Source organism: Streptomyces spiralis, assembly GCF_014654675.1.
GTDB lineage: Bacteria > Actinomycetota > Actinomycetes > Streptomycetales > Streptomycetaceae > Streptomyces > Streptomyces spiralis.
In genome coordinates this window covers 258,081-282,637 of the sequence record NZ_BNBC01000006.1, presented here as the reverse complement: position 1 = coordinate 282,637, position 24,557 = coordinate 258,081, and the positions used below count along the sequence as shown (strand labels likewise).

Annotated in this window: 19 protein-coding genes, 2 tRNA genes and 1 pseudogene; 15 read left to right on the top strand and 7 right to left on the bottom strand. The window is 71.1% G+C overall.

All coding sequences use genetic code 11. The features are described from left to right. From IE318_RS09760 to IE318_RS09725, 8 genes and pseudogenes are all read left to right on the top strand, one after another. A pseudogene (locus tag IE318_RS09760) lies at nt 1-279 on the top strand (6-phosphogluconate dehydrogenase); the annotation flags it as partial. A gap of 79 nt (nt 280-358) precedes the next feature. Next, on the top strand, nt 359-1,480 hold the full coding sequence (gene recF / locus IE318_RS09755) for a DNA replication/repair protein RecF (RefSeq protein WP_189898623.1): 1,122 nt from the start codon (nt 359-361) through the stop codon (nt 1,478-1,480). Further along, nucleotides 1,477-2,079, top strand: a complete 603-nt coding sequence (locus IE318_RS09750) for a DciA family protein (RefSeq protein ID WP_030181780.1) — start codon at nt 1,477-1,479, stop codon at nt 2,077-2,079. Before recF ends, IE318_RS09750 begins: the two co-directional genes overlap by 4 nt. A 372-nt stretch (nt 2,080-2,451) precedes the next feature. Beyond that, entirely contained in the window at nt 2,452-4,542 is a 2,091-nt protein-coding gene (gyrB, locus tag IE318_RS09745; RefSeq protein WP_308438560.1) for a DNA topoisomerase (ATP-hydrolyzing) subunit B, read from the top strand. 42 nt (nt 4,543-4,584) lie between these two features. Then, nucleotides 4,585-7,179: a DNA gyrase subunit A gene (gene gyrA / locus IE318_RS09740; RefSeq protein WP_189898621.1), complete on the top strand. Its 2,595-nt coding sequence runs from the start codon at nt 4,585-4,587 to the stop codon at nt 7,177-7,179. 19 nt (nt 7,180-7,198) lie between these two features. After that, entirely contained in the window at nt 7,199-7,960 is a 762-nt protein-coding gene (locus IE318_RS09735; RefSeq protein ID WP_189898619.1) for a DUF3566 domain-containing protein, read from the top strand. Between the two features lie 110 nt (nt 7,961-8,070). Next, a tRNA-Ile gene (locus tag IE318_RS09730) sits at nt 8,071-8,147 on the top strand. Between the two features lie 98 nt (nt 8,148-8,245). After that, entirely contained in the window at nt 8,246-11,398 is a 3,153-nt protein-coding gene (locus IE318_RS09725) for an AfsR/SARP family transcriptional regulator (RefSeq protein WP_189898618.1), read from the top strand. On the opposite strand, the gene IE318_RS09720 is transcribed toward IE318_RS09725, so the two are convergent. The 3 genes from IE318_RS09720 to IE318_RS09710 form a co-directional block, all read right to left on the bottom strand. Beyond that, nucleotides 11,382-12,146, bottom strand: coding sequence for an ABC transporter permease (locus IE318_RS09720; RefSeq protein ID WP_189898616.1), 765 nt, complete (start codon nt 12,144-12,146; stop codon nt 11,382-11,384). The genes IE318_RS09725 and IE318_RS09720 overlap by 17 nt on opposite strands. Further along, nucleotides 12,143-13,081, bottom strand: a complete 939-nt coding sequence (locus IE318_RS09715; protein WP_189898614.1) for an ATP-binding cassette domain-containing protein — start codon at nt 13,079-13,081, stop codon at nt 12,143-12,145. Before IE318_RS09715 ends, IE318_RS09720 begins: the two co-directional genes overlap by 4 nt. Before the next feature lie 264 nt (nt 13,082-13,345). Then, the gene (locus IE318_RS09710) at nt 13,346-13,714 is read right to left on the bottom strand and encodes a DUF6344 domain-containing protein (protein WP_030181750.1); all 369 of its coding nucleotides are present in this window, start codon (nt 13,712-13,714) and stop codon (nt 13,346-13,348) included. A gap of 241 nt (nt 13,715-13,955) precedes the next feature. On the opposite strand from IE318_RS09710, the gene IE318_RS44790 reads away from it, so the two are divergent. Further along, complete coding sequence (locus IE318_RS44790) at nt 13,956-14,084, top strand: DLW-39 family protein (RefSeq protein ID WP_003999697.1); 129 nt, start codon at nt 13,956-13,958, stop codon at nt 14,082-14,084. Nucleotides 14,085-14,371: 287 nt separating this feature from the next. Then, nucleotides 14,372-15,652, top strand: a complete 1,281-nt coding sequence (locus tag IE318_RS09700) for a hypothetical protein (RefSeq protein WP_229903414.1) — start codon at nt 14,372-14,374, stop codon at nt 15,650-15,652. Nucleotides 15,653-15,673: 21 nt separating this feature from the next. Here IE318_RS09700 and IE318_RS09695 read toward each other — a convergent pair whose 3' ends face one another. Together IE318_RS09695 and IE318_RS09690 are read right to left on the bottom strand one after the other, a co-directional pair. Further along, complete coding sequence (locus IE318_RS09695; RefSeq protein WP_189898611.1) at nt 15,674-16,999, bottom strand: serine/threonine-protein kinase; 1,326 nt, start codon at nt 16,997-16,999, stop codon at nt 15,674-15,676. A gap of 77 nt (nt 17,000-17,076) precedes the next feature. Continuing rightward, nucleotides 17,077-17,625 (bottom strand): helix-turn-helix domain-containing protein, encoded by a 549-nt coding sequence (locus IE318_RS09690; protein ID WP_030181740.1) that lies wholly within the window; start codon nt 17,623-17,625, stop codon nt 17,077-17,079. A gap of 182 nt (nt 17,626-17,807) precedes the next feature. Here IE318_RS09690 and IE318_RS09685 point away from each other — a divergent pair. Continuing rightward, a tRNA-Ala gene (locus tag IE318_RS09685) sits at nt 17,808-17,880 on the top strand. Between the two features lie 197 nt (nt 17,881-18,077). Further along, nucleotides 18,078-20,243 (top strand): SpoIIE family protein phosphatase, encoded by a 2,166-nt coding sequence (locus IE318_RS09680; RefSeq protein WP_189898608.1) that lies wholly within the window; start codon nt 18,078-18,080, stop codon nt 20,241-20,243. Between the two features lie 130 nt (nt 20,244-20,373). Here IE318_RS09680 and IE318_RS09675 read toward each other — a convergent pair whose 3' ends face one another. Continuing rightward, a complete protein-coding gene (locus IE318_RS09675) occupies nt 20,374-21,087 on the bottom strand; it encodes a DUF5324 family protein (protein ID WP_189898606.1) in 714 nt (237 codons plus the stop codon). Between the two features lie 332 nt (nt 21,088-21,419). Between IE318_RS09675 and IE318_RS09670 the strand changes: the two genes are divergently transcribed. Together IE318_RS09670 and IE318_RS09665 are read left to right on the top strand one after the other, a co-directional pair. Then, a complete protein-coding gene (locus IE318_RS09670) occupies nt 21,420-21,950 on the top strand; it encodes a peptidylprolyl isomerase (RefSeq protein WP_030181730.1) in 531 nt (176 codons plus the stop codon). A 109-nt stretch (nt 21,951-22,059) separates the two neighbouring features. Beyond that, nucleotides 22,060-22,947: a rhomboid family intramembrane serine protease gene (locus tag IE318_RS09665; RefSeq protein ID WP_189898603.1), complete on the top strand. Its 888-nt coding sequence runs from the start codon at nt 22,060-22,062 to the stop codon at nt 22,945-22,947. A gap of 321 nt (nt 22,948-23,268) precedes the next feature. Here IE318_RS09665 and crgA read toward each other — a convergent pair whose 3' ends face one another. Continuing rightward, on the bottom strand, nt 23,269-23,523 hold the full coding sequence (gene crgA, locus IE318_RS09660; protein WP_030181722.1) for a cell division protein CrgA: 255 nt from the start codon (nt 23,521-23,523) through the stop codon (nt 23,269-23,271). A gap of 152 nt (nt 23,524-23,675) precedes the next feature. On the opposite strand from crgA, the gene IE318_RS09655 reads away from it, so the two are divergent. Then, nucleotides 23,676-24,455 carry a DUF881 domain-containing protein gene (locus IE318_RS09655; RefSeq protein WP_030181719.1) on the top strand — a complete coding sequence of 260 codons (780 nt, stop codon included), beginning with the start codon at nt 23,676-23,678 and terminating at the stop codon, nt 24,453-24,455. Nucleotides 24,456-24,557 lie beyond the last annotated feature (102 nt).

Sequence of the window (24,557 nt, the reverse complement as noted above, 5' to 3'; positions counted from 1 at the left end):
TCCTGGCAGGAGGGCACCGTCATCCGCTCCTGGCTGCTGGACCTCGCCGTCAACGCCCTCGACGAGGACGAGCACCTCGGCGAGCTGCGCGGCTACGCACAGGACTCCGGCGAGGGCCGGTGGACCGTGGAGGCCGCCATCGACAACGCCGTGCCGCTGCCCGCGATCACGGCCTCGCTGTTCGCGCGGTTCGCCTCCCGCCAGGAGGACTCGCCGCAGATGAAGATGATCGCCGCGCTGCGCAACCAGTTCGGCGGCCATGCCGTAGAGAAGAAGTAGTCCACAGGGGTCCACAGGCCCCAGGACCGCCCGGCACCGTCCGGGGGTCCGCAACGCTGGGGGAGGCCGGCGAACGACCATGCACGTCACGCATCTGTCGCTGGCCGACTTCCGCTCGTACGCCCGGGCCGAGGTCCCGCTCGACCCGGGCGTCACCGCCTTCGTCGGTCCCAACGGCCAGGGCAAGACCAATCTGGTCGAGGCGATCGGCTACCTGGCCACCCTGGGCAGCCACCGGGTCGCCTCCGACGCCCCCCTGGTGCGCATGGGCGTCGAGCGGGCGGTGATCCGCGCCCAGGTCAGACAGGGTGAGCGGCAGCAGCTGATCGAGCTGGAGCTGAACCCCGGCAAGGCCAACCGCGCCCGCATCAACAGGTCGTCCCAGGTCAGGCCGCGTGACGTGCTGGGCATCGTACGGACCGTGCTGTTCGCGCCGGAGGACCTCGCCCTGGTCAAGGGCGACCCCGGTGAGCGGCGCCGCTTCCTGGACGAGCTGATCACGGCCCGTTCCCCGCGCATGGCGGGCGTGCGCTCCGACTACGAGCGGGTCCTCAAGCAGCGCAACACGCTTTTGAAGTCGGCCGCGCTGGCCCGTCGGCACGGCGGCCGTTCCATGGACCTGTCCACGCTGGACGTGTGGGACCAGCACCTCGCGCGCGCGGGCGCGGAGCTGCTCGCCCAGCGCCTCGATCTGATCGCCGCGCTGCAGCCGCTGGCCGACAAGGCCTACGAGCAGCTGGCGCCCGGGGGCGGCCCGGTCGCGCTGGAGTACAAGCCGTCCGCGCCCGGCGAGGCACACACGCGCGAGGCCCTGTTCGAGCAGCTCATGGCCGCGCTCGCGGACGCCCGCAAGCAGGAGATCGAGCGGGGCGTCACCCTGGTGGGACCCCACCGGGACGACCTGGTGCTCAAGCTGGGGCAGCTGCCCGCGAAGGGATACGCCTCCCACGGCGAGTCGTGGTCCTACGCGCTGGCGCTGCGCCTGGCGTCGTACGACCTGCTGCGCGCCGAGGGCAACGAGCCGGTGCTGATCCTCGACGACGTCTTCGCCGAGCTGGACACCCGTCGCCGCGAACGCCTGGCCGAACTGGTCGCGCCCGGTGAGCAGGTCCTGGTGACCGCCGCGGTGGACGACGACGTGCCGCATGTGCTGGCGGGTACGCGGTTCTCCGTGTCGGAAGGGGAGGTGGAGCGGGTATGAGCGGAGCGCGTACGAGCGGCGAGCACGACCCGGCGCCCCGGAAGGCGTTCCCGGAGGACTCGCCCCGGAAGCCGTCCCAGGAGGACGCCCCGAAGACGGCCGAGCCCTCCGGTGTCGATCTGGCCCGGGTGGCGCTGCGCGCGGCGAAGGAGGCGGCACGCGCGCGGGGGGACGCGGCGCAGCAGAAGCGGCAGGGACGGCGCGGCGGGCTGCGCTCGGGTGCGCGCGCCGACGGCCGCGATCCGATGGCGCTGGGTTCGGCGATCAACCGGCTGATCACCGAGCGCGGCTGGGAGACCCCGGCCGCGGTGGGCGGTGTGATGGGGCGCTGGCCGCAGATCGTCGGCGCGGACGTGGCCAAGCACTGTGAGCCGGAGAAGTACGACGAGGACGAGCGGGTGCTGAGCGTGCGCTGCGACTCGACCGCGTGGGCGACCAATCTGCGCCTGCTCGCCCCGACGCTGGTCGCCCGTCTCAACGAGGACCTGGGCCATGGCGCGGTCCGGCTGATCAAGGTGAACGGTCCCGGCGGCGGAGCCCGTCGGTACGGTCCGCTGCGCGCGCCCGGCAGCGTCGGGCCCCGCGACACCTACGGGTGACGGACCTCACAAAAATCCGTCGTAGAGGCCGGTCGGCGGGCGCCTGGCCACGGGCCGGCATGCAACCGCACGCTCTTGCGAATAGCCACCTGACCCTGGAGTAGCGAAGGGTTGACGGCCGGAAGCGCTGAGTGCCGCTGTGAGCCTCTTGGAGCCCCCTTCCGCATATCGGGACCCGGCGGAGACCGGTTCAGGGCGCCACATGCGGACTCAGGTACCGGCAAACCCCCATCACTGTCGGCGCTACCGGTAGACTGGAAGCCAATCCCGCCCCCGAACGTGGGGACCGTCCGGGAAAAGCTGAGCAACGCTGATCAAGGCTTACCAACGCAACATGCCGCAGCCGCTCCGGCACCCCCAGGAGCCCGGCTCGTGCTGTGCCAGAAAGGGCGCTTCGTGGCCGATTCCGGCAACCCCAACGAGAACATCCCGTCCACCGACGCCGGCGCTGTCCCGGCCGCCTCTTCGACCTCATCGAACGGTGAGGTGACGGCCTCGTACGACGCCAGCGCCATCACCGTCCTCGAGGGCCTGGACGCGGTCCGCAAGCGACCCGGCATGTACATCGGTTCGACCGGTGAGCGCGGCCTGCACCACCTCGTGTACGAGGTGGTCGACAACTCCGTCGACGAGGCGCTGGCCGGTCACGCGGACACCATCGATGTGACGATCCTGGCCGACGGCGGCGTGCGCGTCGTGGACAACGGCCGTGGCATCCCGGTCGGCATCGTGCCCTCGGAGGGCAAGCCGGCCGTCGAGGTCGTGCTGACCGTGCTGCACGCGGGCGGCAAGTTCGGCGGCGGTGGCTACGCGGTCTCCGGTGGTCTGCACGGTGTCGGCGTCTCCGTGGTCAACGCCCTGTCGACCAAGGTCTCGGTCGACATCAAGACCGACGGCCACCGCTGGACGCAGGACTACAAGCTGGGCGTTCCGACCGCTCCGCTCGCCCAGCACGAGGCGACGGACGAGACCGGAACCGCGGTGACGTTCTGGGCCGACCCGGACATCTTCGAGACCACCGAGTACTCCTTCGAGACGCTCTCGCGGCGTTTCCAGGAGATGGCGTTCCTGAACAAGGGCCTGACGATCAGGCTGACCGACGAGCGCGAGTCGGCGAAGGCCACCTCCGGCGCGGACGAGGCGGGCGCGGACCAGAAGGCCGAGGTCAAGTCGGTCACGTACCACTACGAGGGCGGCATCGTCGACTTCGTGAAGTACCTCAACTCCCGCAAGGGAGAGCCGGTGCACCCCTCCGTCATCGATCTCGAGGCCGAGGACAAGGACAAGAGCCTGTCCCTCGAGGTCGCGATGCAGTGGAACAACGGTTACAGCGAGGGCGTGTACTCCTTCGCCAACATCATCCACACGCACGAGGGCGGTACGCACGAGGAGGGCTTCCGCGCCGCGCTGACCTCCCTGATCAACAAGTACGCGCGCGACAAGAAGCTGCTGCGGGAGAAGGACGACAACCTCACGGGCGACGACATCCGCGAGGGTCTGACGGCGATCATCTCGGTGAAGCTGAGCGAGCCGCAGTTCGAGGGCCAGACCAAGACCAAGCTGGGCAACACGGAGGCGAAGACCTTCGTGCAGCGGGCGGTCTACGAGCACCTCACCGACTGGCTGGACCGCAACCCGAACGAGGCGGCGGACATCGTCCGCAAGGCCATCCAGGCGGCCACCGCGCGCGTGGCGGCCCGCAAGGCCCGTGACCTGACCCGCCGCAAGGGTCTGCTGGAGTCCGCGTCCCTGCCGGGCAAGCTCTCCGACTGCCAGTCGAACGACCCGACCAAGTGCGAGATCTTCATCGTCGAGGGTGACTCCGCCGGCGGCTCGGCCAAGTCCGGCCGGAACCCGGAGTACCAGGCGATCCTCCCGATCCGAGGCAAGATCCTCAACGTCGAGAAGGCGCGCATCGACAAGATCCTGCAGAACCAGGAGATCCAGGCGCTGATCTCCGCGTTCGGCACGGGTGTGCACGAGGACTTCGACATCGAGAAGCTCCGCTATCACAAGATCATCCTGATGGCGGACGCCGACGTCGACGGCCAGCACATCAGCACGCTGCTGCTGACCTTCCTGTTCCGCTTCATGCGGCCGCTGGTCGAGGCGGGCCACGTGTACCTGTCGCGTCCCCCGCTGTACAAGATCAAGTGGGGCCGTGACGACGTGGAGTACGCCTACTCGGACCGCGAGCGCGATGCGCTGATCGAGATGGGCCGCCAGCGCGGCAAGCGCGTGCGCGAGGACTCGATCCAGCGCTTCAAGGGTCTCGGCGAGATGAACGCCGAGGAGCTGCGCGTGACCACGATGGACCAGGAACACCGGGTCCTCGGCCAGGTGACCCTGGACGACGCCGCGCAGGCCGACGACCTGTTCTCGGTCCTGATGGGTGAGGACGTGGAAGCCCGCCGCCAGTTCATCCAGCGCAACGCCAAGGACGTCCGCTTCCTCGACATCTGAGTCGGTCTTAGCTGACCGCACCAGGAAGGACCTTCACCAGCAATGGCCGACGAGAACACCCCCGTCACCCCTGAAGAGGGCGGCGAACTCGCGATGCGTGTCGAGCCCGTCGGGCTCGAGACGGAGATGCAGCGCTCGTACCTCGACTACGCGATGTCCGTCATCGTCTCGCGAGCGCTGCCGGACGTCCGCGACGGCCTCAAGCCCGTCCACCGCCGCGTGCTGTACGCCATGTACGACGGCGGCTACCGCCCCGAGCGCGGCTTCTACAAGTGCGCTCGCGTCGTCGGCGACGTCATGGGCAACTACCACCCGCACGGCGACAGTTCGATCTACGACGCGCTGGTCCGTCTCGCCCAGCCGTGGTCCATGCGGATGCCGTTGGTCGACTCCAACGGCAACTTCGGCTCTCCGGGCAACGACCCGGCGGCGGCCATGCGCTACACCGAGTGCAAGATGGCGCCGCTGTCGATGGAGATGGTCCGTGACATCGACGAGGAGACCGTCGACTTCACGGACAACTACGACGGCCGCTCCCAGGAGCCCACCGTCCTGCCGGCCCGCTTCCCGAACCTGCTGATCAACGGCTCGGCCGGTATCGCGGTCGGCATGGCGACCAACATCCCGCCGCACAACCTGCGCGAGGTCGCGGCCGGCGCCCAGTGGTACCTGGAGAACCCCGAGGTCTCCCACGAGGAGCTGCTGGACGCGCTCATGGAGCGCATCAAGGGCCCCGACTTCCCGACCGGCGCGCTCGTCGTCGGCCGCAAGGGCATCGAGGAGGCGTACCGCACCGGCCGCGGCTCCATCACCATGCGTGCGGTCGTCGAGGTCGAGGAGATCCAGAACCGCCAGTGCCTGGTGGTCACCGAGCTGCCGTACCAGGTCAACCCGGACAATCTCGCCCAGAAGATCGCCGACCTGGTGAAGGACGGCAAGGTCGGCGGCATCGCGGACGTCCGCGACGAGACGTCGTCGCGTACCGGTCAGCGCCTGGTCATCGTGCTGAAGCGGGACGCGGTCGCCAAGGTCGTCCTGAACAACCTCTACAAGCACACCGACCTGCAGACGAACTTCGGCGCCAACATGCTGGCGCTCGTCGACGGCGTGCCGCGCACCCTCTCCCTGGACGCGTTCATCCGCCACTGGGTGACGCACCAGATCGAGGTCGTCGTCCGCCGTACGCGCTTCCGGCTGCGCAAGGCGGAGGAGCGGGCGCACATCCTGCGCGGTCTGCTCAAGGCCCTGGACGCCATCGACGAGGTCATCGCGCTGATCCGGCGCAGCGAGACCGTCGAGATCGCGCGTGGCGGCCTGATGGAGCTCCTGGAGATCGACGAGATCCAGGCCAACGCCATCCTCGAGATGCAGCTGCGGCGCCTGGCCGCCCTGGAGCGGCAGAAGATCGTCCAGGAGCACGACGAGCTCCAGGCGAAGATCAACGAGTACAACGAGATCCTGGCCTCCCCGGTCCGCCAGCGCGGGATCGTCAGCGAGGAGCTGGCCGCGATCGTCGAGAAGTACGGCGACGACCGCCAGACCAAGCTGATCCCGTACGAGGGCGACATGTCCATCGAGGACCTGATCGCCGAGGAGGACATCGTCGTCACGGTCACGCGCGGCGGCTACATCAAGCGGACCAAGGCCGACGACTACCGCGCCCAGAAGCGCGGCGGCAAGGGCGTACGCGGTACGAAGCTGAAGGAAGACGACATCGTCGACCACTTCTTCGTCTCCACCACGCACCACTGGCTGCTGTTCTTCACCAACAAGGGCCGGGTGTACCGGGCGAAGGCCTACGAGCTGCCCGACGCCGGCCGGGACGCGCGCGGCCAGCACGTGGCGAACCTGCTGGCCTTCCAGCCGGACGAGGCGATCGCCGAGATCCTCGCGATCCGCGACTACGAGGCGGCCCCGTACCTGGTGCTGGCCACCAAGGCCGGGCTGGTCAAGAAGACGCCTCTGAAGGATTACGATTCACCGCGTTCCGGTGGTGTCATCGCGATCAACCTGCGCGAGCAGGAGAACGGAATCGATGACGAACTGATCGGCGCCGAACTCGTCTCGGCCGACGACGATCTGCTGCTGATCAGCAAGAAGGCCCAGTCGATCAGGTTCACCGCATCGGACGACACCCTGCGTCCCATGGGCCGCGCCACCTCGGGTGTGAAGGGCATGAGCTTCCGCGAGGGCGACGAGCTGCTCTCGATGAATGTTGTTCGACCCGGTACGTTCGTGTTCACTGCCACGGACGGCGGGTACGCGAAGCGGACCGCCGTCGACGAGTACCGCGTCCAGGGTCGCGGTGGCCTCGGTATCAAGGCCGCCAAGATCGTGGAGGACCGTGGTTCGCTGGTCGGTGCGCTGGTGGTCGAGGAGACCGACGAGATCCTCGCCATCACGCTCTCGGGCGGTGTGATCCGTACGCGGGTCAACGAGGTCAGGGAGACGGGCCGTGACACCATGGGCGTCCAACTGATCAACCTGGGCAAGCGCGATGCCGTGGTCGGTATCGCACGCAACGCCGAGGCGGGACGCGAGGCGGAGGAGGTCGACGGCGACGTGGCCGTGGACGAGACCGCCGAGGGTGCCGCGACCACCGGCACGGACGAGGGTGAGGCGCCCTCGGCCGAGTAGGCACGAGGAGTGAGTCATCGTGAGCGGAGCCACGGGCGCCGGATCGGCCGGTACCTCCACTGGTACGGAGACGGACGGCGGCGGCCGTGGCTCCGCCGCGCGTGCGACGGATTCGCACACGACCAACCTGAAGGCGATCAAGCCGTCCGCGGCCGACGCGCACGCACCCCACACTCATGGATCCCAGGGGGGAACGGTGACGGACACCCGAGGCCCGCAGAGCCCGCAGGCCCAGGCCGGCGGGCAGAGCCACGGCGCGGCCTCCCCGCTGCCGGGCGAGCGGCAGCCGCAGCAGCCGGCGGGGCCGTACCACCCGCCGCAGGCCTACCCCACGGCCGCGGGTGCCGCGCCCGGCGCGGCCCAGTCCGGCTCGGTGCGCCGCCCGCGCACGGGCGCCCGGACGACGCCGCGCACCCGCAAGGCGCGGCTGCGCGTGGCCAAGGCCGACCCGTGGTCGGTGATGAAGGTCAGCTTCCTGCTCTCCATCGCGCTGGGCATCTGCACGATCGTGGCGGCCGCCGTGCTGTGGATGGTCATGAACGCCATGGGTGTCTTCTCGACGGTCGGCGGGACCATCTCGGAGGCGACCGGCTCGAACGAGTCGAACGGCTTCGACCTGCAGTCCTTCCTGTCGCTGCCGCACGTCCTGACCTTCACGGCGATCATCGCGGTCATCGACGTCGTCCTGGCGACGGCCCTGGCGACCCTCGGAGCGTTCATCTACAACCTCTCCGCGGGCTTCGTCGGCGGCATCGAGCTGACGCTGGCCGAGGACGAGTGACAAGCGCTCCACGTGTCCGCTGACGGTCCCCCGACAATCGATTTTGGGACTGCCCGCCTCGTGCGCTAATCTTCAGGAGTCAGCGCGCGGGACACACCGCAGAGCGCGGCGGGGCTATAGCTCAGTTGGTTAGAGCGCATCCCTGATAAGGATGAGGCCACAGGTTCAAATCCTGTTAGCCCCACCAGCGAGAAGACCCCCGGTCCGAATGGGCCGGGGGTCTTTCGCATTCACGTGCCTGGCCGTGCTGGTCCGGCTGCGCCACGCGGGTGGCAAAATCAGCGGGTGCAGATCGGGGTGCTGGGTCCACTGGAGGTTCGCACGGGCGACGGCGGCCTGGCCGACGTGCCGGGCGCGCGGCTGCGCGGACTGCTGGTCGCCCTCGCGCTGAGGCCGGGGCAGGTGGTCCCGAGGGCGTCGCTCGTCGACTGGATCTGGGGGGAGCACCCTCCCGCCGACGCCACGAACGCCTTGCAGCGCCTGGTCTCCCGGCTGCGGAAGCTGCTGCCGGACGGGGTGCTCGAGGGGCAGACGGACGGCTACCGGCTGGCGGTGGAGCCCGACGACGTCGACGCCGTACGGTTCGAACGCCTCGTCGCCGCCGGTCTGGCCCGCACCGAGGACGGCTCCCGGCGGGCACGGCTGCTGCGGGAGGCCCTCGGGCTGTGGCGCGGTGCGGTCCTGCAGGACGTCGGTCTCCAGGACAGCGCCGCGTTCGACGCCGCGGTCGTCCGGTTCGAGGAACTGCGCCTGACCGCCACGGAGGAGCGGGCCGACGCCGAGGTCGCCCTCGGGCGCGGTGCGGAGATGGTCGCGGAGCTGACCGACCTGGTGGCCGCGCACCCGGTGCGCGAGCGGCTCGCCGCCGCGCTGATGCGCGCCCTCGCCGCGGCCGGACGCGACAACGAGGCACTGCTGGTGTACCAGCGCGCGAGGGAGGCTCTGGCCGACGCGCTGGGCGCCGACCCCTCGCCGGAGCTGGCCGCGCTGCACGTCGCGCTGTTGCGGGGCGAGCTGGGACGGCGGGAGGAGAGCCGCAGGACGAACCTGCGCGCCGAGCTGACCTCCTTCGTCGGCAGGGGCGCCGATGTCACCGCGGTGCGCGGCCTCATCGCCGAACACCGGCTCACCACGCTGATCGGGCCGGGCGGTTCGGGCAAGACCAGGCTGGCCACGGAGACCGCGCGCACCCTGCTCGGCGATCTGCCGGACGGGGCCTGGCTGGTGGAGCTCGCCGCCGTCCGCGCCGGCGGCGGCGTGGCCGACGTGGCGCAGTCGACGCTCGCCGGGCTGGGCCTGCGGGACGCTCTGCTCGGCGGGACCCCGAACGCGGAGCCGACGGACCGGATCGTCGCCGCGATCCGCGAACGGGAGGCGCTGCTGGTCCTGGACAACTGCGAGCATGTGATCGAGGCGGCGGCGGTCTTCGCCCACCGGGTGCTCGGCGAGTGCCGGCGGCTGCGGATCCTGGCGACGAGCCGGGAACCGCTCGGCATCACCGGGGAGGCGTTGTGGCCGGTCGAGCCGCTGGCCCTGCCGGAGGCTGACGCGGACCCGGGTGAGATCGAGTCGTCGTCCGCCGTACGACTGCTGCGGGACCGGGCCGGCGCGGTCCGCCCGGATCTCGCGGCCGACGCCCGCACGCTGGCGACGATGGCGCGCGTCTGCCGTGCACTGGACGGGGTGCCGCTGGCGATCGAACTGGCCGCGGCCCGGTTGCGCTCCATGTCCATCGAGCAGCTCGCGGGCCGGCTCGACGACCGGTTCCGCCTGCTGACCGGCGGCAGCCGCACCGCGCTGCCGCGGCACAGGACGCTGCGTGCGGCCGTCGACTGGAGCTGGGAGCTGCTCACCCACGCCGAGCGGGTGGTCCTGCGCAGGCTGGCGGTGTTCTCCGGCGGGGCGAGCCTGGAGGCGGCCGAACGGGTCTGCGCGGGCGACGCGGTGGAGCAGGGACAGGTGCTCGAGCTGCTGACCGCGCTGACCGAGAAGTCGCTGCTCCTCGCCGAGGGCGGCGGCGCCCCTCGCTACCGCATGACCGGCACGATCAAGGAGTACGCACGGCACCGGCTCGCGGAGGCGGGGGAACCGGACCGGGCGCGCCGCGCGCACCTGGCCTTCTTCACCGAGCTCGCCGAGACCGCGGAGCCGCATCTGCGCCGCGCCGAGCAACTGGAGTGGCTCGCCGGGCTCGAGGCCGAGCACGACAACATTGGCGCGGCGATGCGCGGCGCGCTCGCCGCGGGCGAGGCGCAGGCGGCGATGCGGCTCGCGGCCGGCGCGGGCTGGTACTGGTGGCTCGGCGGGCACCGGACCGAGGGCCTCGAACTGCTCACCGCGGCGGCCAGGACGCCCGGCGAGGCGACCGACGAGGTCCGCGCGTTGGTGTACGCGCTGATCGTGCTGTTCGCGAGCTCCGGGCGGGGCGACGAGCGCCAGGCGGCGGAGTGGATCCGCGAGGCGCACCGGCTCGGCCGGCGCAGCCGGAGCCGCTCTCCGCTGCTGGGGCCGGTCGCCGCGCTGGAACGCCTGTTGCGGGAGCCCACCGCGTTCGTGCCCGCGTGGGAACCGCTGCTCGGCAACGAGGACCCCTGGGTGCGGGCGCTGGCCCGGCTGCACCTGGGCAAGATGCGGATCATGCTCGGCCAGGGCGGGCCGGACGCGGACGCGTACCTGGAGACGGCGCTCGCCGAGTTCCTGGCACTGGGCGAGCGGTTCGGGATCTCGTTCGCCCGGACCGAGCTGGCGGACCGGATCGCCGCGCGCGGCGACTTCGCCGGTGCGTGCGAGCACTACGAGCAGGCGATCGCGGTCGTCACCGAGGTCGGCGCCACCGAGGACGTCATCCGGATGCGGTCGCGGCAGGCCCAGCTGTACTGGCTGCTGGGCGACGAGGACGCCGGAGCGGCCGCCGTCGCCGAGGCGCAGCGGTACGCGGAGCGGGTCGCCTGGCCGGACGCGCTGGCCGAGCTGGCCCTCACCAGGGCGGGACTCGCCCGGCTGGGCGGCGACGCGGAGGAGGCGCACAGGCAACTCGGCGTCGCCACGGCCGTGTTGGGCGACGAGGCGGAGCAGGCGTACATCCGCGCGGCCAGGCACGATCTGCTCGGCTACCTCGCCGACGACCTCGGCGAGGTCCGGGCGCACCGTGCGGCGGCCTGCGAGGCGGCCCGTGAGGCGGGGAACGCGCCGCTGATCGCGTACGTGCTCGTCGGGGTGGCGGACCTGGCCCTGCGCCGCGGCGAGCACGCGCAGGCCGCGCGGCTGCTCGCGGCGAGCGCGGGCATACGCGGGCTGCAGGACCGCTCCCACCCGGACGTGGCCCGGATCGAGCAGACCGCACGGCGCCGCCTCGGCGACGCGCGGTTCGCCGAGGCGGCCCGGGAGGGCGCGCGGACCAGCTGGTCCGAGCTGGTCGATGTCACGCTCGCTTCTTGAACGTCGAGACCGCCCAGACGTATCCGACGACCGCGAACCCGACGCACCAGGCGAGGGCCGCGAACATGTCGCCGGCCGACGCGTGGTGGCCCGAAAGCAGCCCGCGCAGCGTCTCGATGACCGGGGTGAAGGGCTGGTACTCCGCGAACTGCCGCACTCCGGTCCCCATCGTGTCCGCGGGGACGAACGCGCTGCTCAGGAACGGCAGCATGATCAGTGGAACGGTGGCCATGCCCGCCGACTCCACGGTCTTGGCGGCCAGTCCCATGGCGACCGTGAGCCAGCTCGCCCCGAACCCGAGCAGCAGCATGACGCCGATCGCGGCGAGCCAGTCGAGGAGGCTCGCATCCGAACGGAAGCCCATCGCGAAGCCGACACCGAGGATGACCGCGTCGGCGATCAGTCCGCGCACCGTCGTGGCGACGACATGACCGGTCAGCACGGCGCCGCGGGAGACGTCCATGGCCTTGAACCGGTTGATGACGCCCTTCGTCATGTCGTCGTTCACGGCCGTCGCGGTCGCTCCCAGCCCGTAACTGATGGCCATCACGAGCAGGCCCGGCACCGCGTAGTCCACGTACCTGCCCTGGACCTTGAAGGCGCCGCCGAACACGTAGACGAACATGAGCATCATCACGACCGGGAACAGGATCGCGTTGAATACCGTGACCGGGTTGCGGACCGTGTGCTTGAAGTTGCGGCGCAGCATGATCGCCGAGTCGCAGAACGCTGTCGAGACGGTGCTCACTGTGCGATCACCTCCGCGCTCGTGCGCCCGGTCAGGGCGAGGAAGACGTCGTCGAGGTCCGGTGTGTGCACGGAGAACTCCTGGGCGTTGATCATGTGTTCGTCGAGCCGGTCAAGCAGGGCCCGCAGCGACCTCGACTCACCGTCGCTGGGCACCCGCAGGATCAGCTCCTGGTCGTCGCGGGTGGCCCCGGTCAGGATCCGCGCCGCCGTGTCGAGTTCGTCGAGGTCGGCGAACCGGAGCCGGACGTGGGTGCCGGGGATCCGGCGCTTGAGCTCGTCGGGGGTGCCCTGGGCGACGAGACGGCCCTGGTCGAGCACCGCGATCCGGTCGGCGAGCTGGTCGGCTTCCTCGAGGTACTGGGTGGTGAGGAAGACGGTGGTGCCTTCGGCCACCAGTTCGCGGACGATCCCCCACATCGTGCGCCTGCTGCGCGGGTCGAGGCCCGTCGTCGGCTCGTCCAGGAAGATGATCCGCGGCCTGCCGACCAGGGTCATCGCCAGGTCCAGCTTCCGGCGCATACCGCCGGAGTAGGCCGAGACCGTCCTGTCCGCCGACTCCACCAGGTCGAACCGTTCGAGCAGCCCCGTGACCACGCGGTCACCGGAGGGCACGCGCTTCAGGTCCGCCATCAGCCGCAGGTTCTCCCTGCCGGTCAGCAGATCGTCCACCGCGGCGAACTGGCCGGTCACGCCGATGGCCGCGCGCACCTGCCTGGTCGCGGTCGCCACGTCGTGGCCGGCGACGAGGACCGTCCCGGCGTCGGCCCTCAGCAGGGTCGCCAGAACGTTCACCGTCGTCGTCTTGCCCGCCCCGTTGGGGCCGAGCAGGGAGAAGACGGTTCCCGCGGCGACCTCGAAGTCGATGCCGTCGAGCACGGCCTTGTCGCCGTATGCCTTGCGCAGCCCTGAGACTGCGATCGCGGAACTTTTCATGTCCCCACCGTCCTCGCCGGCCCTGACACCCGACTGTCACGCCGCTGACACGGCCACTGACACGGCGGTGCGGGGTACCGACGTGGCGATGTGGGGTGACGGACGCGGCGGTGCGGGGCCGCGACCGCGGGGAAACGCGAAGATCCCCGGTCGGGGATGACCGGGGATCTTCGTGGGTTTCGGTTCCGGAGATGCTGTACGCAGTTCGCCGTTACGTCAATGGGTGCGGGTTGGTGGGGGCCCGGCGGTGCCGGGCCGGCGCTGTCAGCGCTGGAGGGGAATGGTGGGGCGGGCCGGTGGTTCGGCGGGGGCGCACTGCGGATCGGTGGCCAGCGAGGGGGAGTCGCCCAGCGGGCGGTGCCGGCAGCTGGGGGACTTTCCGTGGGCCTCGGCCCGGATCCGCTGCTTCATCGTGGGGGGCAGGGACCGAAGATGGGTCCTGGACCATGGAGAGGACGTCGCCTGTTCCGGTAGCGCCCGGAGTCGGGTGCTGGTGCTCTTGGATGCCTTGTCCGACTGCGACGCGGCGCTGGCCGCCCCGGCCGTGGTGGTGATGAGTCCGAGCGCCGTGCAGAGCGCGAGGAAGGCGGTGACGATGGCGGTCCACAGCTTGACGACCTTGTGCTGGTCCATGGCCCCTCACTTTCGGGTTGGGCGATTTGCGTACTTTGCTCATGATGTGTATGAGCCCCGCGAAGTGGTGGACCGACGCTCGTGGCGCGTCGTTCTTCGGATGAACACCACTCGGATGGACGCATGAAGGGCGAGAAAGTGCAGAGAGTTGACGGCCCACGCAGGTCACCGATCGGTATCGGCCGGTGTGTATAGTCGGGCGCCAGAGGTCCCCTACGTCAAGGAAAGACGAGGTCGCGCGGTGAAGAAGCTTCTCCTGGTCGCACTGGCCGCCATCGGCGGGCTCCTCGTGTACCGCCAGATCCAGGCGGATCGCGCCGAGCAGGATCTGTGGACGGAGGCGACTGACTCCGTGCCCACGGGTTCGTGAGCACCGACATCCGATACTGAGCAGGCCCCGACCGCCGTTGCGGTCGGGGCTTTGTGTTGCGAGGTTGCGGATCCTGAGGTAGCGGTCGCCTCGTGAGGCGGGTGTTTCGGACGCTCGTACGCAACGCGCGGATGGCGCAACGCCGTGCGGGGCAGGATGGGCGACGTCCGAAGCGGCGGCGAACGCGAGGGGGGCGCGGGATGAGACGGCCCACGGCTGGACGGGGGCCCATGGCGAAGCGGCGGGTCTGGGCGAGGCTGCCGGTTTCGGTGGGGTGGCCGGTTTCTGTGGGGCGGACCGGCGTCGTACGCCTCGCCGTCGTCGTGGCGGTGCTGGGCCTGGTGGTGGCCGCGGTACCGGCGACGAGCGCGGTCGCGGACGGCGCGCCGGGCGGGTACGGCTTCACCGACGATGCACGGTCCGTCGCGGGGGCGACGACGACCTCGGTCGCGAAGAGCCTGGAGCCCGGCCGCGTCTACAGGAGCTCCCTGCCGGCGAACGGCAGGCTCTACTACCGCCTCGACCTCGACGCCACCTCCACCGCCTACGTCTCCGCCACCGCCGTCCCCGGCACGGGCACCACGGTCTCCGCCACGGACGGCCTGCGCGTCTCCGTGCGGGACGCCCAGGGCAACGCCTGCTCCTACCAGGCCACCCGCTTCGGCACGAGCCGCAGCGCGCACCCGATCGCCGCGTGGGGCGCGCGCGATGCCTCCCCCGGCCATGCGCTGTGCCGGGGAGCCGGTGCCTACTACGTCCTCGTCGAGCGCATCGCCGCCACGGGCTCCTCGTCGGACGCCTGGCCCCTGGAGCTGGCCGCCGTGACGGAGCCGGCCCTGGAGCGGTCCGGTGCGACGAGGGCGCCGGAGACATGGGACTCGGCCTCGCCGGAGCCGGTCGGCGGCCACGCGGTGGACCGGGCGGGCGGCGCCGGTTTCGCCCGGGCCGCGACGGTCGGCCAAGGGGTCTGGCAGGACCGGATCCGGCCCGGTCAGACGCTCTTCTACCGGGTGCCGGTGGACTGGGGGCAGCAACTGAACGCCCTCGCCGAGCTGGGCGGTGCCGGTGGTGGCAGCGGTTACGCCGACGGCGCGCTCACGCTGTCTCTCTACAACCCGGTCCGGGGCTACGTCGAGGACGCGTACGCCGGTTACAGCGGCCGGCCCGCCTCCGCCGCGCTCGCGCCCCTGCCTCCGGTCGCCTACGCCAACCGCTACGGATTCGCCGACCAGGTGAAGGCCATGCGGTTCGCGGGCTCCTACTACCTGGTCGTGCACCTCGCCGCCCAGACCGCCGACACCTTCGGCGAGGGCCCCTACGGCCTGACGCTGCGGGTGCGGGTGGGCGGTACGGCACGGTCTGGGCCGGGGTACGCGGGCCGCTCCGAGCCGCGGAACCTGTTCGAGGTCACGGCCGGGGACCGGCAGGCGGCGACCGAGGCCGGTGCCGGCGAAGGCTCCGCCGCGCTGCGCGCGCTCGCCGTGGGCGGCATCGGTGCCGGGACCGTCCTGCTGCTCGTCCTCGGGGTGTGGACGGTGGCCGCCCGGCGGCGGGCGGGGGCCTGGTAGGGCCACGATCGGGCGTCGGCCTCAGAGCCGGGCCAGTGCCCAGAACCCCACGGCGTAGCAGACCAGCGCGACGAGCAGGAGCGGGATCGCCACCTTGGCGGGCGGACCGGGGCGACGGGGACGTACGGCGCGGTGCGGTGAGATCGCCGGTGCCGGAGGGGGAGCCGCCGAGGGGTGAGCCGCCGGAAGGGGAACAGCCGGAAGGGGAACCGCCGGAAGGGGAACCGCCGGAACGGGAACCGCCGACGGAGGGACGCGCGGGTCCTCGGCGGTGTACGAGGCCGTAGGGGCAGTAGGGTTTAAAGAGCCAGTGGAGGCGCCGGAGGCCGCAGAGGCGGGCTCCTGGGGACGTACCGGTGGAGGCAGGCGGAAACTGCCGGTGTCCTCGTCGGACGGCAGCGCACGGGTGGGTCTGCCGCCTGTCCCGGACTCCTCGGCGCCGTCGGATCCGTCGGCGCCGAGGGTCCGCTCGGGGCCGTCCGGTCCGAAGCCCGGTGGCAGGGGGCCGAGTTGGTCGAAGACCTCGATCTGCTCCTCGTCCGGCCCCGGCTCCGGCAGCAGCTCGGCGGCCGCGGCGAGCGCCTTGCGCGCCCCCGTGGCCGTACGGAACCGGGCCTGCGGGTCCGGTTGCAGCAGTGCCGCCAGGACCTGCCACAACGGCTCGGGAACGTCCTTGGGGGCACTCGGAGTTCCCTGTTCCGCGAAGTACTCCACGAGTGCCTTGGCGTCCGGCTTGGCACCCTGCAGCAGATAGAGGGCGACCAGGCCGGTGGCGAACAGGTCGGCGGGGAAGTCCGGTTCCGCGCCCATCATCTGCTCCGGGGCGAGGTAACCGGGCGTTCCCACCACGAGATCGGCCTCGGTCAGCCGGGGTTCGCCCAGCCGCATGGCGATGCCGAAGTCGGACAGCCGCAGTCTGGGGCGACCCGTGCCGGTGGCCTCCAGGAGCACGTTGGCGGGCTTGATGTCGCGGTGCACGACCCCTTCCGCGTGCACCGCGGCGAGTCCCGACAGCAACTGGTCGAGGAGGGTGCAGACGAACGGCGCGGGCAGTGGGCCGTAGTCGCCGACCAGGTGGACCAGCGAGCCGCCGGCCACCAGATCCATGGTGAACAGGACCTTGTCGTCGTCGGCGGCCCAGCTGGCCGGTGCGAGCACATGAGGGTGGTCGATCCGCAGCGCCTGCTCCCGTACGAAGCGCAGCAGGGAGTGCGCGTCGCGCTGCTGCAGCACCTTGGCGGCGACGTACCGCCGGCGCCGGTGGTCCCAGGCGCGCCAGACCGCGCCGGCCCCGCCTCGGCCGATCGGGTCGGCCAGCTCGTACCGGCCGGCGAAGACCTCACCCATGGCTGTGCGTCGCTCCTCCCCCTGCGGTCACCCCCCTTGCCTCCCCCGCGGGACGCGCCGCGACGCCTTTCGCGGCGTCAGTTCTGGTGGGTCTGGTAGTGGGCGACCGCGTCCGAGGTGCGGCCGGCGCCGTAGACCCGCAGGAACTCCGCCAGTTCGGGGTGGGTGGGAGCGAGGCTGTCCGCCGCCTCGATGATGTCGCCGGCGGCGGCGACGGAGCGGAGCAGCGACTGGATCTCGCGGACCACGCGCTTGACCGTCGGCGCTCCCGAACTGTTGGTCGTCTGCGTGACGTTGCTGAGCACCGAGCCCCCCTGTGACCTCTTGATCTCATCCATGCGCTCGGTCGCCTCGGCCGCACTGACGCTGCCGTCCGCCACCTGGCCCGCGAGTTCCTGCAGCAGTTGCACCCGCTGGACGACCGCCGGATTGCCGATCTTCGCGCGCTGGCCGCTCATCAGCTGTGACAGCATCGGCGCCGACAGCCCCAGGACCCCCGCCAGACGCGCCTGGTTGAGCCCCAGGTCGTCTATGAGCTTACGGAACAGCGCCCCCAACGGCTCCCCGTACCAGTTCCGCTGCAGTTCCCGCGCTCTCGCGGTGGCTTCCTGCTGTGCGGCGTCCATTGCGTCTCCCCATCGCTTCCCCGAGTACCGTGGTTCGCTGTAGCGAACCACGCGGAGCATCTTACGGAGAGTGGTCGGCGACGGGGACCCCCAATCTTTTTGCGAGATCCGGGGGGTGACCCGGTACTCTGGTCTGCGGCACCCGACCGGCGGACGGTTCGTCCGGGCGGATGCTCCTCTTCGGGGCCTTAGCTCAGTTGGTAGAGCGCTGTCTTTGCATGGCAGATGTCAGGGGTTCGACTCCCCTAGGCTCCACCGCACCAAAGCCCACCTGACCTGCGGAAACGCTGGCCGGGTGGGCTTTTTCGTGCGGTCGGCGCGCGCGGCGGCCGCCGCCGGATCCCCGTCCCGATCAACCTCGCACGGAACGCCCCGAAGGGGCATTCTTGACTCGAAGGCGTAGCAACGGTGCATCCAGGACGGTCGGCGGGAACGGAGCAGGTGTGCGGCGCATGGACGGGCACGGTGCGAGCGGAGGCGATCCGTGCGGAATCCGATGCGCCGGTGACGACGGCCTGGCCCTGGCCGTCGCGCGCGAGCGGCACCTGCTCGACCAGTTGCCCGTCCCTGTCGCCTTCTTCGACAGGGACCGCCGGCTGGCATGGCTGAACCACGCCGCCGCCCTGGTCGCGAACCGGCCGCCGGAGGCCCTGCTGGGGCTGCCCGCCGGGGAGATCGAGCCCGGGATCCCCATCGAGGGCGGCCACGAGTTCAGCGAGGCCGTCGGCCGGGTGATGCGGACCGGCGAGCCCGAGTCGTGGCAGAGCACTCTTACACTGGATGGCGCGAAGCACACATGGCGGGTCACGCTCTCCCCGGTGCGGAGTCCTGAGGGCGAACTCCTCGGGGTGTCCGCGGCCACCCTCGACACCACCGAGCAGTTCTGGGCACGCCGCCGGATGGCGGTGCTCAGCCAGGCCAGCGCACGGATCGGCAGCACCCTGGACGTCTCGCACACCGCGCGGGAGCTGGTGGAACTGGCCACCGAGAGCTTCGCCGAGCGGGTGACCGTGGACCTTCTCGCGGAGGTGTGGAACACCGAGGGGAGCGGGACCGGGCCCGGCGGCGGGGCACCCGAACCGGGCGGCGGCGCCATCGAGTTCCGTCGTGTCGCGTCGGGTTCGGCTCCCGACTGCCCGGCGGATCCCGGCGCGGCGACCTGCGGCGTGCACTCCGTCGCGCGCGACTCGCTGACCGGGCGCGTCCTGGAGGACGGCGAGCCCCGCGGAGACATCGCCCCGGCGCCCTACGCCCGGGTCGAGGACCGGTCACCGCCGAACGGAACAGGGACAGCGACGCCGAACGGGACGGGCGGGCCGCCCACGGACCGTGCCGCACTCCTCGTCCCCATGGTGGCCCGCGGCACCACCCTGGGCCTGGTGACCTTCGCCCGGCGCCGCCCCCACCCCGCCTTCGACAAGGCCGATGTCCACCTGGCCCGCGACCTGGCCGCCCGCACCGCCGTCTGCCTGGACAACTGCCTGCGCTACAGCCGGGAGCGGCAGGCCGCGCTCGCCCTGCAACGCAGCCTGTTGCCCGACCACGCCGACGAGCACCAGGCCGTGGACATCGCCTCCTGCTATCTGCAGAGCACGAGCGCCACGGGCATCGGCGGCGACTGGTTCGACGTCGTGCCGCTCTCCGGAGCCCGGGTCGCCCTGGCCGTCGGCGATGTCGTCGGGACCGGCATCCGCGCCACCGCGACCATGGGCAGGATGCGTACGGCCGTACGCACGCTGGCCGCCGTGGAACTGGCCCCCGACGAACTGCTCACCCATCTCGACGACATCGTGATCACACTGGACCAGGAGGAGGCGGCCCACGCGGGCGGCGCTCCGGTGGCGGGCGCCACCTGCCTGTACGCCGCCTACGACCCGGTCTCCGGGCGCTGCGCCATCGCCTCCGCGGGCCATCCCGAGCCGGTCCTGGTCCACCCCGACGGCCATGTCGAGCAACTCGCGGTGCCGTCCGGTCCCCCGCTGGGACAGGGCGGCATCAAGTTCGAGGCGACCGAGTTCGATCTCCCGGCGGGGAGCCGTCTCGCGCTCTACACCGACGGGCTCCTGCACGCCTCCGGCAAGGGCCCCGAGGCGGCGCGGGCCGAACTGCACGCGCTGCTCGCCCGCCCCGCGGAGTCGCTCCAGGCGGTGTGCGACCGTGTGATCACGCACCTGGTGCCGGCCCGGCCCGCCGAGGACGTGGCCCTTCTTCTCGCCCGCACCCACCGCCTCGGCGCGGACCGGCTGGCCTCATGGGAGCTGCCCCGCGACCCGGAGGTCGTCGCGACCACCCGGGAACGCGCGGCCGGCCGGCTGCGGGAGTGGGGGCTCGGGGAGGACGTCGCCTTCACCACCGAGCTGATCACCAGCGAGCTGGTCACCAACGCCATCCGCTACGGCGCAGACCCCGTCGTGCTGCGGCTGATCCGGGACACCTCGTCGCTGATCTGCGAGGTCTCCGACGGCAGCAGCACCGCCCCGCATCTGCGCCGGGCCCGTACCTACGACGAGGGAGGCCGCGGACTGCTGCTCGTCGCGAGCCTCACCCAGCGCTGGGGCACCCGCTACGGCGACAGCGGCAAGACGATCTGGGCCGAGCAGCCGCTGAGCCAGGGCTGAACGACGAAGGGCCGCCCCCGTGACAACGGCGGGCCGCCCCGTGACAACGGCGGGCCGCCCCGTGACAACGGAGGGCCGCCCGCGTACCGGACGTACGCGGGCGACCCCGGACAGCGCGCGGCGGGCGCGGTCAGCCCTGATCGTCGCGGTCCGCCGCCTCTTCCTCGGCCTCCTTCGCCTCGACCTCGGGGTCCAGGACCGACTGGCCGGTGCCGTCCACGGAGGACAGCCGGCCGGACTCGGGGACCTCGGTCGCGGCCGGCGGCTCCACCAGCCAGTCGGGGTTGGCCTGCTTGTCCCACCACTTCCAGGCGGCGAAGGCACCGCCCGCGAGCACGCCCACCAGCGCGACCACCTTGGCGATGCGACCGGCCCGGGCCCGCCGGCTCCGCCTGCGGGCGAGCTTCTGGATCTTCTGCGCCGGGACCTGGCCGCGCAGCGCGACCAGTGCGGCGGCACCTCGCGCGGTGGCCTCGTCCGCGACCGGCCCGGCCGCGGCCATCGCCTGTTCGATGCGCGGCCTGGAGTACTCGGCGGCCTGCCGGGCGGCCTTGCGCGTGCGGCAGGCGGCCTCCTGGGCGGCCTGGTCGAGCTTCGGCGGCACATACGTCATGGCCTGCGTGCGGGCCTGCTCCAGCCGGGGTGCGACATGGGCGCCGTACTGCACACGGGCCTGGTCGGCGGCCAGGGAGACCTTCGGCGCCAGCCGTACGCGTGCCTCGTGCGCGTAGTGCGCGGCCCTTTCCCTGGCCGTGTCGGCGTAGGGCGCCACCACTTCCGCGGCGTGCAGCACGCTGTCCTTCGCCGAGCCGGTCGCGGCGCGCACGCTGTCGATGCGGGTCACGGGTTCCTCCTCCTCGGTGGCGTACGGTAATTCGACTTTCCACCCATTTACGGATCATGCCTGCCGACGAGCCCGTGAGCATGTGCGCACGGGCATCCGGGTCACGGTCACGGGGAGACGGTGGAAGGGTGATAGCGGATGAATACGGAGCAACGGGAGCTTGTCGACGACAATGCCACGGATCGCCGCGCGGCGCTCCCGACCCGAGAGGACTGACCCCGAATTCCGCAACCGATTCCGGCGGATGTCCGCCCGGAGGCGGGTGCCGGGCGACGCGTGGCGCATGCCGTGCGAGGATCGGAGGGTCAAGAAGAGACAACGGAAGGCAGATCGTGGCTGAGCAGCTCTACGCCACCCTGAAGACCAACCACGGCGACATCGAGATCCGGCTCCTGCCGGACCATGCCCCCAAGACGGTCCGCAACTTCGTGGAGCTCGCCAAGGGCGAGCGCGAGTGGACGCACCCCGCCACCGGCGAGAAGTCCACGGCGAAGCTGTACGACGGCACGGTCTTCCACCGGGTGATCAGCGGTTTCATGATCCAGGGCGGTGACCCGCTGGGCAACGGCACCGGCGGCCCCGGCTACACGTTCGAGGACGAGTTCCACCCGGACCTCGCCTTCAACAAGCCCTACCTGCTGGCGATGGCCAACGCGGGCCCCGGCACCAACGGCTCGCAGTTCTTCATCACCGTCGCCCCGACGGCCTGGCTGACCCGCAAGCACACCATCTTCGGCGAGGTCACCGACCCGGCCAGCCAGAAGGTCGTCGACGCCATCGCGACCACGAAGACCAACCGCAACGACCGCCCGCTCAGCGACGTGGTCATCGAGTCGGTCGTCATCGAGTCCCGCGGGGCCTGAACCGACGGCTCGCAGGGAACCAATCGCCCCGCTCGTCCGTAAGGATGAGCGGGGCGGTGCGTTGCCACGGCGAGTCGTGCACCGTCCACAGCGAACTTGAGGGGACCCCATGGAACAGGCGCCAGGCGGCCGGTCGGAGGCGCGCGGCAGCGTGCCCACCTGCTACCGGCACCCGGACCGCGAGACCGGCGTCCGCTGTACCCGCTGCGAGCGGCCGATCTGCCCGGAGTGCATGGTCGACGCCTCCGTGGGCTTCCAGTGCCCGGACTGCGTCCGCGCAGCGTCCGGCACGGGCCACGCACCTCAGGCGTCCCGGCCGCGCACGGTAGCGGGGGGCACGGTGACGGCCGACCCGCGGCTGTTGACCAAGATCCTCATCGGGATCAACATCGCGGTGTTCATCGCCGTCCAGGCCGACAAGTCCCTGCTGGAACACCTGGTCCTGTACGGCGCATGGCCGCCGAAGCCGGCCATGCCCACCTCGGGCGTCGCCGGCGGCGAGTGGTACCGCCTGGTGACGTCGATGTTCACGCACCAGGAGTACTGGCACATCGGCTTCAACATGCTCAGCCTGTGGTGGATCGGCGGCCCATTGGAAGCGGCCCTCGGCCGGAGCCGCTATCTGACGCTGTACTTCATCTCGGGTCTGGCCGGCGGCGCGCTGACGTACCTGCTGGCCTCCCCGGCCGAGGCCTCCCTCGGCGCCTCCGGCGCCATCTTCGGCCTCTTCGGCGCCACCGCCGTCCTGATGCGCCGGCTCAACTACGACATGCGCCCCGTCATCGCCCTGCTGGTGGTCAACCTGATCATCACCTTCGGCTGGGCCAGCATCGCCTGGCAGGCGCACATCGGCGGCCTGGTCGCCGGTGTGATCGTCGGCTACGCGATGGTCCACGCCCCACGGGAGCGGCGGGCGCTGGTGCAGTACGGGACGTGCGCGCTGGTGTTGGCGGTGATCGTCGTCATGACTCTCGTCAGAACCGCCCAGCTCGCCTGAGGACGGGCGAGGACGGGCCGTCTCCGCCTGTCTCCGCTTCGTTGTCCACTGTTGTCCACAGTGTGTGCCGAATCTTGTGCATAGTGTGCGGGAACAACTGTGCCCCCTGCCGCTCACCTGTATTTGTGCAGGTCAGGCAGGGGGCCAGTGGGTGGTGACGGGGTGGTGTGACAGTCGTACCGGTGTCAACGGGGGACTGGTTATCCACAGATCGTCGGCTTTTCCCCAGGGGCGTGTGGAAATTCACGCAGGCTGTGGATAACTCAGCGGATAGCCGTGGGCAGAGCTGGATTCAGCCCGCGGTTCACCCGGCGGCCACTCCTACTTCCACTGCGTGGAGACACCGAATCCGGCCGCGATGAAGCCGAAGCCGACCACGATGTTCCAGTTGTCGAGCGCGTCGATGGGCAGCGAGCCGTCGGTCACGTAGAAGACGACGATCCAGGCCAGGCCGATGACGAACATGGCCAGCATCACGGGGGCCACCCAGCCGCGGCTCTCCAGCTTCAGGGCCGTCGCCTGCTTCGCGGGCGGCGGCGTGTAGTCGGCCTTCTTGCGGATACGTGACTTCGGCACGAGGGTCTCTCCTGTCGATGCGCTGCGTGGCCGCGCAGGGGAACTGGGCTGGCTCCGGGGGCGTACAAGGGGGACTGCTGGGGGAAACCCCGTGCTCCCCCGGGCGTCCGTTAGCGTAGTGCTTCCGTGGCGCCGAAGGAGATAAGGGTACGTTGAGCAATTCTGCCGACTCTCCGGGGACCGGATCCAGTCCGGCCCGCACGCCCCGTTTCCGGCCCGTGCGGATCCTCACCGTGGCCGTTTTCGCCCTCGCCGGGCTGATTTTCTTCACCAGTTTCAACACGGCCAAGGGCACCAATATCCGGACGGACGCCTCACTGCTGAAGCTGTCGGACCTCGTCCAGGAGCGCAGCCGCAAGAACAAGGAGCTGGACGAGTCCAACGCGGCCCTGCGCCACGACGTCGAGTCCCTCGCCGAGAGCGACGACGGCAGCACCAAGGCGCAGGACGAGAAGCTGGCCGGTCTGGAGAACAGCGCGGGGACGCGGCCGGTCAAGGGGAAGGCCGTCACGGTCACGCTCGACGACGCCCCGCCGAACGCCACCGCCAAGCTCCCCGGCTACCCCGAGCCGCAGCCCGACTACCTGGTCATCCACCAGCAGGACCTCCAGGCCGTGGTCAACGCGTTGTGGCACGGCGGCGCCCAGGGCATCAAGGTCATGGACCAGCGGCTGATCTCCACCAGCGCGGTGCGCTGCGTGGGCAACACCCTGATCCTCCAGGGCCGCGTCTACTCCCCGCCGTACAAGATCACGGCGGTGGGCGACCCGGAGAAGCTGCAGCGGGCGCTCGCGGACTCCCCGGCGATCCAGAACTACATGGTGTACGTCAACGTCTACGGCCTCGGCTGGAAGGTCACCGAGGACGGGACGGCGACCCTGCCCGGCTACTCGGGCACCGTGGACCTGCACTACGCCCAGCCCGTGAAGTAGCCGCCCGGCCCTGTTCCCCGAGGCCGGGAAACCGAGGGCGTCGCGCCGTTAGTCTGTTGGCGTACGGCGTGAGTGGTGGCGTACGGCGTGAGTCTGGTGCCG